The organism is Streptomyces sp. PA03-1a, from assembly GCF_033792805.1.
GTDB lineage: Bacteria > Actinomycetota > Actinomycetes > Streptomycetales > Streptomycetaceae > Actinacidiphila.
Map to the genome: position 1 here is coordinate 1 of NZ_JARAVO010000307.1, position 9,609 is coordinate 9,609.

At 72.4% G+C, this 9,609-nt stretch carries 9 protein-coding genes and 1 pseudogene; 6 read left to right on the forward strand and 4 right to left on the reverse strand.

From position 1 onward, the window contains the following. Nucleotides 1–150: 150 nt before the first annotated feature. The 3 genes from PV341_RS40735 to PV341_RS40745 all read right to left on the reverse strand — a co-directional run bounded on the left by PV341_RS40735 (nt 151) and on the right by PV341_RS40745 (nt 2,817). Nucleotides 151–1,338, reverse strand: coding sequence for a transglycosylase family protein (locus PV341_RS40735; protein WP_500360461.1), 1,188 nt, complete (start codon nt 1,336–1,338; stop codon nt 151–153). Between the two features lie 137 nt (nt 1,339–1,475). After that, on the reverse strand, nt 1,476–2,063 hold the full coding sequence (locus PV341_RS40740) for a pyridoxamine 5'-phosphate oxidase family protein (protein ID WP_500325506.1): 588 nt from the start codon (nt 2,061–2,063) through the stop codon (nt 1,476–1,478). A gap of 58 nt (nt 2,064–2,121) precedes the next feature. Next, a complete protein-coding gene (locus PV341_RS40745; protein WP_500325508.1) occupies nt 2,122–2,817 on the reverse strand; it encodes a pentapeptide repeat-containing protein in 696 nt (231 codons plus the stop codon). Nucleotides 2,818–2,904: 87 nt separating this feature from the next. Between PV341_RS40745 and PV341_RS40750 the strand changes: the two genes are divergently transcribed. Together PV341_RS40750 and PV341_RS40755 are read left to right on the forward strand one after the other, a co-directional pair. Beyond that, nucleotides 2,905–4,314, forward strand: a complete 1,410-nt coding sequence (locus PV341_RS40750; protein WP_500325510.1) for an FtsW/RodA/SpoVE family cell cycle protein — start codon at nt 2,905–2,907, stop codon at nt 4,312–4,314. Then, on the forward strand, nt 4,311–5,774 hold the full coding sequence (locus PV341_RS40755; RefSeq protein WP_500325512.1) for a penicillin-binding transpeptidase domain-containing protein: 1,464 nt from the start codon (nt 4,311–4,313) through the stop codon (nt 5,772–5,774). Before PV341_RS40750 ends, PV341_RS40755 begins: the two co-directional genes overlap by 4 nt. Nucleotides 5,775–5,792: 18 nt before the next feature. On the opposite strand, the gene PV341_RS40760 is transcribed toward PV341_RS40755, so the two are convergent. Next, a complete protein-coding gene (locus PV341_RS40760; protein ID WP_500325514.1) occupies nt 5,793–6,875 on the reverse strand; it encodes a ferritin-like domain-containing protein in 1,083 nt (360 codons plus the stop codon). A gap of 52 nt (nt 6,876–6,927) precedes the next feature. Here PV341_RS40760 and PV341_RS40765 point away from each other — a divergent pair. The 4 genes and pseudogenes from PV341_RS40765 (at nt 6,928) to PV341_RS40780 (ending at nt 9,574) form a co-directional block, all read left to right on the forward strand. Continuing rightward, nucleotides 6,928–7,820: pseudogene (locus PV341_RS40765) on the forward strand (AurF N-oxygenase family protein). Between the two features lie 30 nt (nt 7,821–7,850). Beyond that, the gene (locus PV341_RS40770; protein ID WP_499513944.1) at nt 7,851–8,606 is read left to right on the forward strand and encodes a TetR/AcrR family transcriptional regulator; all 756 of its coding nucleotides are present in this window, start codon (nt 7,851–7,853) and stop codon (nt 8,604–8,606) included. 34 nt (nt 8,607–8,640) lie between these two features. After that, nucleotides 8,641–8,907, forward strand: coding sequence for a DUF8847 domain-containing protein (locus tag PV341_RS40775; RefSeq protein WP_499513943.1), 267 nt, complete (start codon nt 8,641–8,643; stop codon nt 8,905–8,907). 154 nt (nt 8,908–9,061) lie between these two features. Next, the gene (locus PV341_RS40780; protein WP_500360463.1) at nt 9,062–9,574 is read left to right on the forward strand and encodes a carbohydrate binding domain-containing protein; all 513 of its coding nucleotides are present in this window, start codon (nt 9,062–9,064) and stop codon (nt 9,572–9,574) included. The last annotated feature ends 35 nt before the right edge of the window (nt 9,575–9,609 follow it).

The following is a 9,609-nucleotide window of genomic DNA, read 5'->3' on the forward strand; positions in this document are numbered from 1 at the left end:
TGGGAGGTGCCCCAGGCACGGCACTCCCCCAGCCTTCGGCCCGGGGGAGTCGTCGAATCGTCCGAGTAGCCCACTACGAGGACGACTCTCCGCCTTGCGATGCACCGCACCTGGGGGCACCTCCCAGCGGAGCCGGTGTGACGACACGACCTAGAGGCGGACCCCGTGCCGCCGCAGGTAGGCGACCGGGTCGACGTCGGAGCCGTAGCCCTCGCCGGTGCGCACCTCGAAGTGCAGGTGCGGGCCGGTGGTGTTGCCCGTGGAGCCCGAGCGGCCGACCTGGCGGCCGGCGGCCACGGTCTGGCCGGTCCGTACGGTCAGCGAGGACAGGTGGCCGTACTGGGTGTACATGCCGTCGTGGTGCCGGATCACGACCTGGTAGCCGTAGGCGCCGCCCCAGCCGGCCTCGACGACCGTGCCCGCGGCGACCGCCTTGACGGAGGTGCCGGTGGGCACGGCGAAGTCCTGGCCGGTGTGGTAACCGCTGGCCCAGTGGGATCCGCTGCGGTGGTACGGGGTGCCGAGCGCTCCGCCGACCGGTGCGACGAAGGTCCGCGCGGCGGAGGCGGGCGCGGCGTGCCGCTCGGCGGGCTTGGCGGTCTTCGCGGGCTTGGCGGGCTTGCCGGGCTTGGCGGGCTTGGCGGGCTTGGATGCCTTGGCCGGCTTGGGGTCCTTCGCGGGCTCCGCTCCCGGCACGGACAGTTCCTGTCCGGGGAGGATGAGGTCGGGGTCGGCTCCGACGACCCGGCGGTTCACGGCGTAGAGCCGCTGCCAGCCGCCGTGGACGTCCTGCTCGTCGGCGATCCCGGAGAGCGTGTCCCCGCTGACGACCGTGTAGGAGTCGTCCCGCGCCGCGGGGGCACGGTCCGTCCCGGGCTTCTCCTTGCGTTCGGTCTTCTTCGCCGGGGCCGCCGCACGTCGCGGCGGGTCCTGCGCCTGCGGTCCGCCCCGGGTGAGCCCGGCGCGCTGCGAGCAGACGGGCCACGCCCCGGGACCCTGCCCGTCCAGGACCCGTTCGGCTATCGCGATCTGCTCGGACCTGGTCGCCAGGTCGGCCCGGGCGGCGAACTTCCCACCGCCGTAGGCCTTCCACGTCGACTGGGCGAACTGCAGCCCGCCGTAGTAGCCGTTGCCGGTGTTGATGTGCCAGCGGCCGCTGCTCTCGCACTGGGCGACCTTGTCCCACGTGCCGGTCGTGGCCGCGCCCGCGCCCGTGGCCGCGACCAGCGGCAGCGCGAGTCCCGCTCCGGAGGCGGCGGTGACGGCGACCGACACCGGCGAGAGCCGGCTCGGCGGCTGGGGTCTGCGGTGGCGACCGCGCACGGGCCGTACGGGCATGGGGGGACCACCTCTCGGCTCCGGACACACGGCCGTACAAGTACGACAGAGGGATCTTGTCGCCGCAAGGGTGCTTTTGAGACTCTGTCGTCCCAAATCGTGCGGCCCGGAACCGGGTTGGCGCGGTGGCGCCCCCGTCAGGACGTGCGGGGCGGCAGCGGGAGCGGCAGGCCCGGCAGCCCGTCGAGACTGACCGCGACGTACGGCTTGCCCACGCAGTAGTCGCTGAAGGACTCCTCGGTCTCGCGGGAGAAGCGCTGGGTGTGCAGGGGCCGTTCCTCCCGGAAGTCCATGAAGGGGACGGCGAATCCGCAGCTGTCGCTGATGCGTTCGGCGGTGACGAGGATGACGGCGCGCAGGTCGGTGCGCGCCCGGATGTCGTCGGAGAAGTGCGGGAGCAGGTCGTCCCAGCGCGGGTCGTCGCGGAAGACGGGCTCGCCGCGCCCGTGCACCCGCACGATGGTCGGGGGCCCGGTGAAGGCGCACCACATCAGGGTGATGCGGCCGTTCTCCCGCAGGTGGGCGATGGTCTCGGCGCCGCTGCCGCCGAGGTCGGCGTAGGCGAAGGTGCGGTCGTCGAGGAGGGCGAAGGAACCGTCGAGGCCCTTGGGCGACACGTTGACGTGCCCGTCGCCGGACAGGGGCGCGGTGGCGGTGAAGAAGACCTTCTGCTCCTCGATGAACGCGCGCAGGCGCCCGTCGATGCGTTCGTACGTCTTTCCCATGCCTGTGATTCTGCGGCGGCGGCCCGGCTTCCGCCGCACCTTTTCGGCCGTGGACGGGTCAGCGCCGCCGGGGACGGCGGGGGCCGTCGTCCGCTCCGTCCCGGACGACGATGCCCAGCGCGGCGGCCAGCGCCGGGGCCAGGTCGAGCAACTGGGCGCTGCCGATGACGGCGCCGCGCAACGAGTCGTGCCCGTCGGCGAGGTCGAGGCGGGTAGCGCCGCGCAGGTCGGTGGCGTCGAGCTCGGCACGGCCGAGCCGCAGGCGTTCCAGGGCGGTGCCGGGGAAGGAGACGTCCTTCAGGCGGGCGCCGCCGAGGTCGACGTCGCGCAGCACGCAGTCCTCGAAGACGACCTCGTGCAGCCGGGCCGAGCGCAGGTTGACGGAGTCGAACTTGCAGCGCCGGAAGACCACCCGCCGCAGCACCGCGCCGAAGGCCTCGACACCGGCGAGCACGCAGGAGTCGGCGGTCGCGTCCATCCAGTTCGTCTCGGCCGCCGAGGTACCGACGAAGCGGTCGCCCTGCAGCCAGACCTCGTTGAAGCGCGCCCGGCGCAGGCTGCCGCCCTCGAAGACGGTGTCGGTGACCGCGCACTCCAGGAAGACGGCGCCGCCGGCGTCCTGTTCGCCGAAGGTGAGGCCGTCGAAGTGCACGGTGTCGTACCGCTCCTCGACGCCCAGCCCGGGCTCGTCGAACGGCTCCAGTGCCTGCGCGTACGGCAGCTCGGACAGGGACTGCGGCGCCTTGAAGGTCATGGCGGCCACGCTAGTGGCCCCCTGTGACAACGCCACCTCCCACGAATATGAACGATTTGTCCGGGATGTCTTGCTACGTTGCGTCCCATGACCGCCCCCGCCCCCGGGACCTCGCCACCGGCCCTCGCCGTGCCCGCCGTCCGGCTGCCCCGGCGCCGTGGCGTCGAGCTGGCGCTGCTGGTCGGCGCGGTGCTGATCCCGGTGTACGGCTACTGCGCCGTGGGCCTCGCGCACGACGGCGCCGTACCGCAGGGGGCGGCCGGCTACGGCGCGGCGCTCGGCGGGCTGGCGCTGGTGGCCCATCTGGCGGTGCGCCTGCGCGCCCCGTACGCGGACCCGCTGCTGCTGCCGATCGGGGTGCTGCTCAACGGACTCGGCCTGGTCCTGATCTACCGCCTCGACCTGGAGACCCCCGACGCCGCCGCCCCGGCGCAGCTGGTCTGGTCCGGGCTGGGCGTCGCCCTGTTCATCGCGGTCGTCCTGCTGCTGCGCGACTACCGCGCCCTGGCCGGGTACGCGTACCTGGGCGTCGTGGCGGCCCTGGTGCTGATGATCGTGCCGAGCCTCTTCCCCGCTGTGAACGGCGCCAGGATCTGGATCCGGGTCGCGGGCTTCTCCTTCCAGCCCGGCGAGTTCGCGAAGGTGCTGCTGGCGGTCTTCTTCGCGGCGTACCTCGCGGACAACCGCGCCGCGCTCGCGTACGCCGGCCGGCAGGTCCGGCGGTTCCGCCGGCTGCAACTGCCGACCGGCCGGGTGCTGGGCCCGGTGCTGGCGGTCTGGACGATCAGCCTCGGCGTGCTGGTGGTGGAACGCGACCTGGGGACCTCGCTGTTGTTCTTCGGCCTCTTCGTGATCCTGCTCTACGTCGCCTCCGGCCGCACCGGCTGGATCGCGATCGGGCTGCTGCTGTCGGCGGCGGGTGCCTTCCTCGTCGGCTCGCTCGAACCGCACGTGCACTCCCGGGTAGCGGACTGGCTGCACCCCTTCGCCAGCATCGAGGCCGGGCAGGGGCCGGGGCAGCTGGCGCAGTCGCTGTTCGCGTTCTCCGCCGGAGGGCTGCTCGGCACGGGCCTGGGCGAGGGGCACTCGATCCTGATCGGCTTCGCGGCCAAGTCCGACTTCATCCTGGCCACGGCGGGCGAGGAGCTGGGACTGACGGGGCTGACCGCGCTGTTCCTGCTGTACGGACTGCTGGTGGCCCGGGGCTACCGGACGGGGCTGGCGGTCCGCGAGCCGTTCGGCAGACTGCTGGCCGTGGGGCTGGCCTCGATCGTCGCGCTGCAGGTCTTCGTGATCGCGGGCGGGGTGACGGACCTGATCCCGCTGACCGGGATGGCGATGCCGTTCCTGGCGCAGGGCGGTTCGTCGGTCGTCACCAACTGGGTGATCGTCGCGCTGCTGATCCTGCTCAGCGACACCGCCCGACGCCCGCCGCCCGGCCCGGACACCGGCCGGACCGCCGGCCGGGCCACCAGCGGCGGGTCGGCCGCGGCGTGACCCCGTACGCCCGCCGGGCCGCGGCACTGTGCCTGCTGCTCCTCGTCGCCCTGCTGGTGAACGCCATCCGGGTCCAGGTGGTGCGGGCCCCCGCGTACGACGCCAACCCCGCCAACCGGCGGGTGCCGATCGACCGTTACGCGCAGCCGCGCGGCGACATCCTCGTCGGCAGCCGGCCCGTGACCGGCTCCCGGTCCACCGGCGCCCAGCTGGACTGGGTCCGCACCTACGCCGACGGCCCGCTCTACGCGCCCGTGACCGGCTTCTCCTCCCAGACGTACGGCACGGCCCTGCTGGAGGCCGCCGCGGACGACGTCCTGTCCGGCTCCTCCCCCGGGCTGTCGGCGCTCCCGCTGTGGAACGCGGTCAGCAGGGCGCCGCAGCGCCCGGGCGACGTCCGCACCACCATCGACCCGGCCGCCCAGCAGGCCGCGTACAAGGCGCTGGGCGGCAAGAAGGGCGCGGTCGCCGCCCTCGATCCGGCGACCGGCCGGATCCTGGCGCTGGTCAGCACGCCCTCCTACGACCCCGCGACGATCGCCGGCACCGGCCCGGAGGCGCTCGGCGCCTGGCACCGGCTCGTCACCGCCGAGGACCAGCCGATGCTCAACCGGGCGCTGCGCCAGACGTACCCCCCGGGTTCGACCTTCAAGACGGTGACGGCGGTCGCGGCGCTCGCCTCCGGGGTGGTCACCGACGTCGGGAAGCCCACCGACTCCCCGGACCCCTATCGCCTGCCGGGCACGACGACGACGCTGGGCAACGAGTCGGCGTCGGCGGGCTGTGAGGACGCGCCGCTGCTCCACGCGTACGTCGTCTCCTGCAACACCGTCTTCGGCAAGCTCGGCGACGACGTGGGGCTGCGGGCGATGCGCGAGACGGCTGAGGCCTTCGGCTTCAACGACCCCTCCATCGGGGTCCCGTCGCACCCCGCGGTCAGCGTCTTCGACCGCCGCATGGACCGGGCGCAGCTGGCGCTGTCGTCCATCGGGCAGTACGACACCCGGGCCACCCCGCTGCAGATGGCGATGGTCGCTGCGGCCGTGGCCAACGACGGCACGCTGATGTACCCGCACCTGGTGGACCGGACCACCGACGGCGCCGGCCTCCCGCTGGAGATCACCGGTGAACGGGCCTACCGGCAGGTGATGGACGCGACCGTGGCCTTCGTGATGCAGGACATGATGGTCGCCGTGGTGCGGCACGGCACGGGCCGCAACGCCGCCCTGCCCGGCGCGGTGGTGGGCGGCAAGACGGGCACGGCGCAGCACGGCGAGGACAACCGCGGGAACCCGTTCGCCTGGTTCATCTCCTGGGCGAAGGAGGGCCGGGGGGCCCCGGCGAAGGTCGCCGTCGCCGTCGTCGTGGAGGACGCCGCCGCGGACCGCGCCGACATCAGCGGCGGCGGCAAGGCGGCCCCGGTCGCCCGCGCCGTGATGCGCGCGGTGCTGGGACGCTGATCCCGTGGCCGGCCGCGGTCAGTCCTGGGCGCCCAGCGCGATGGCCTGCTCGACCTCGGCGGCCCGCTCGGTCTCCTCCTGGGCGAAGCGCTCGGCGTCGAGCTTCTCGGCGATCTCCTCGTCCTGCGCCATCAGCAGGTCGAGGTTGGAGTCGCCCATCTCCAGGACGCCCATGTCGACGTAGGCGCGCTGCAGCCGCTCGCCCCACAGCCCGATGTCCTTCACGCACGGAACGATGCGGCTGAACAGCAGCCTGCGGAAGAGCTGCAGGTACTCCGAGCGCTCGCTCAGCTCCTCGGCCTCCTGCCGCGGGATGCCGAAGTCCTCCAGCACCTCGGCGCCGCGCAGCCGGTCGCGCATGAGGTAACAGCCCTCGATGACGAACTCCTCGCGCTCGCGCAGTTCGGCGTCGGACAGCTGCCTGTAGTGGTCGCGCAGCGCCATCCGCCCGAAGGCGACGTGCCGGGCCTCGTCCTGCATGACGTAGGCGAGGATCTGCTTGGGCAGCGGCTTGTCGGTGGTGTCGCGCAGCATGCCGAAGGCGGCCAGCGCCAGCCCCTCGATGAGCACCTGCATCCCCAGGTACGGCATGTCCCAGCGGGAGTCGCGCAGGGTGTCGCCGAGCAGGGCCTGCAGCGAGTCGTTGATCGGGTAGACCATGCCGACCTTCTCGCGCAGGAAGCGGGAGTAGATCTCGGCGTGCCGGGCCTCGTCCATGGTCTGGGTCGCGGAGTAGAACTTGGCGTCGAGGTCGGGCACCGACTCCACGATGCGGGCGGCGCAGACCATGGCGCCCTGTTCCCCGTGGAGGAACTGGCTGAACTGCCAGGAGGCGTAGGCACGGCGCATGTCGCGCTTGTTCCGCTCGGACATCTTGTCCCAGTAGGGGGTGCCGTAGACGGTCATGTTCTGGTCCGGCACGCCGAGCGGGTCGTACGGGTCGACCTCGATGTCCCAGTCGATGCGGGTGACCGCGTCCCACTGCTTGTCCTTGCCCTTCTGGTAGAGGGCGAGCAGCCGGTCGCGCCCGTCGTCGTACTCCCAGGAGAAGCGGGCGGCTCCGGAAGCCGGGATCTCCCACAGGTTGTCCTGCGACGGCATTGGCGTCTCCTCGACTCTTGACGGGCTTGCTGACACACAGTCTCATAAGAGCATGACCGCTGGCACCCCTCTTGCAACGCGTGAAAAAGTGGCGGAGCGGCTGCTCGACGCCTCCGCGAAGCACTCCTTCGACCCCGACACCGAGCTGGACTGGGACGCCCCGTTCGAGGACGGCACGTGGTTCTGGCCGCCCGAGCTGTGCTCCCTGTACGACACCCCGCTGTGGAAGCACATGTCGCAGGAACAGCGGATCGAGCTGAGCCGGCACGAGTCGGCGTCGCTGGCCTCGATCGGCATCTGGTTCGAGATCATCCTCATGCAGCTGCTGCTGCGGCACTCCTACGACCTGGACCCCACCAGCGGGCACGTCCGCTACGCGCTCACCGAGATCGCCGACGAGTGCCGCCACTCGAAGATGTTCGCGCGGCTGGTGACCCGGCTCGGCACACCCGTCTACAAGCCCTCGCGCACGGACCACAACCTCGGGCGGGCGCTGAAGACCGTCTCCACCACACCCGGTTCCTTCACGGGCACCCTGCTCGCCGAGGAGATCCTCGACTGGATGCAGCGGCTGACCTTCCCGGACGAGCGCGTGCAGCCGCTGACCCGTGGCGTCACCCGCATCCACGTGGTCGAGGAGGCCCGGCACATCCGCTACGCCCGTGAGGAGCTGCGCCGCCAGATGAGCTCGGCTCCGCGCTGGGAGATCGCCTTCACCCGGATCTCCTCCGCCGAGGCCGCACGGGTGATCGCCCGGTCGCTGATCAGCCCCCAGGTGTACGCCTCGGTCGGGCTCGACCCCCGGCACGCCGCCGAGCTGGCCCGCACCGCCGCGACGTGATGCGGCAGGCGGCGCGGAAGCTGATGGACTTCCTGGAGGAGATCGGCATGTTCGAGGGTCCGGGCGTACGGCGCATGTGGCGCAGCTCGGGACTTCTCGGGTAGCACGGCGCGCGGGCGGATACGCTGGCGTTCATGAACGGCAGTTCGACGCCGGCGCCCGCCGCCGCCCCCGCCTACCGCCGGCTGAGCGTCGAGCAGCGCCGTACCCAGTTGCTCGCCGCCGCCGTGGACCTGTTCGGGCACCGCAGGCCCGAGGACGTCTCGGTCGACGACGTGGCCGCGGCCGCCGGGGTCTCGCGTCCCCTGGTCTACCGCTACTTCCCCGGCGGGAAGCAGCAGCTGTACGAGGCCGCCATGCGCAACGCCGCCGAGGAACTGCGGACCTGCTTCGTGGAGCCCGCGGAGGGCGAGATGACCCAGCGCCTGTCCAACGCGCTGGACCGCTACCTCTCCTACGTGGACGAGCACGACGCGGCGTACTCCGCCCTGCTGCGCGGCGGCAGCGTCGCGGAGACCAGCCGGACCGATGCCATCGTGGACGGTGTCCGGCGCGGCGCGGCCGAGCAGATCCTGATGCACCTGGGCGCGCCGCACCCCGGACCGCGGCTGGCGATGATGGTGCGCTCCTGGATCGCCAGCGTCGAGGCCGTCTCGCTGACCTGGCTGGACGAGGGCAAGCAGCCCCCCGCCCAGGAGCTGCGGCGGTGGCTGGTGGACCACTTCATCGCGCTCCTGCTGGTCAGCTCCACCACCGACCAGGAGACCGCCGAGGTCGCACTGGCCGCCCTGGAGCGGGAGAGCGCGGGCAGCCCCGCCGGGGACCTGGCCCGCCGGGTGACCCCGCTGGCCCAGGCAGTCGCACATCTGCTCCCACCTGCCGTTTCCTGAACGTGGCCCCCTCCCCAGGGCCTACCCTGACCCCGTGAGGCATGAGGACACGGAATTCGTCGGAGGGCCGCTGGACGGCCGGGTGCTGGGGGTGCTGACCGGCATCACCGGGCAGCCCCCGAAGGTGTACGAGGTACCGGTGCCGCAGGAGGACGGCGCACCCCCCGTCGTGCACGTCTATCATCGCGAGCCCAGTCCCGGCCCGCGCGCGCAGCGCCGTACGCGCTGGGTCTTCGTCTACGACCCGGAGGGGAACCGGCCGGAGAAGCCGCGCTGGCCCTGGTCGAAACCGCGGACGTGAGCCGCCGGGGCGGTCGCGGGGCGGACCGCCGCCGGACGGGTGATCCGGGTGACCGGCCACGGGGATGGTCCGGACCATTGACAGGATTGGTCCAGACCTGTTTGCTGCGAGTTGTCATGCTCACTTCTTCTCGCCCCCGAAGGAGCGGCCCCCCATGAGACACCTCGTCGCCGCGACGGCGACCCTCGCCTGCACCGCCGTCCTCGGCGGGCTGGTCGCCCTCGCCCCCACGGCGCACGCCGGTGAGTTCCTGGTCAACGGAGGCTTCGAGTCGGGCAACCTGTCCGGCTGGAGCTGCGACTCCGGCACCACCCAGGTGGTGACCGGGCAGGCGAAGAGCGGCAGTCGCGCCCTCGCCGGCACCCCGAGCGGCACCGGGACCGCGCAGTGCAAGCAGACGGTGGGCGTCGCCCCGAACACGGCGTACACCTTCTCAGCGCAGGTCAAGGGGAGTTACGTCTACATCGGCGTGGACGGCGGCACCAGCACCTGGACCCCGGGCACCGGCGGTGCCTACCAGCAACTGAACGTCAGCTTCACCACCGGCCCGACCCAGACCAGCGCGACGGTCTACGTCCACGGCTGGTACGCGCAGCCCACGTACTACGCCGACGACCTGTCGCTGACCGGGCCCGGCGGCCCGGTCAGCGACAGGTCGTCGGCGTAGTACGTGGGCTGCGCGTACCAGTCGTGGACGTAGAC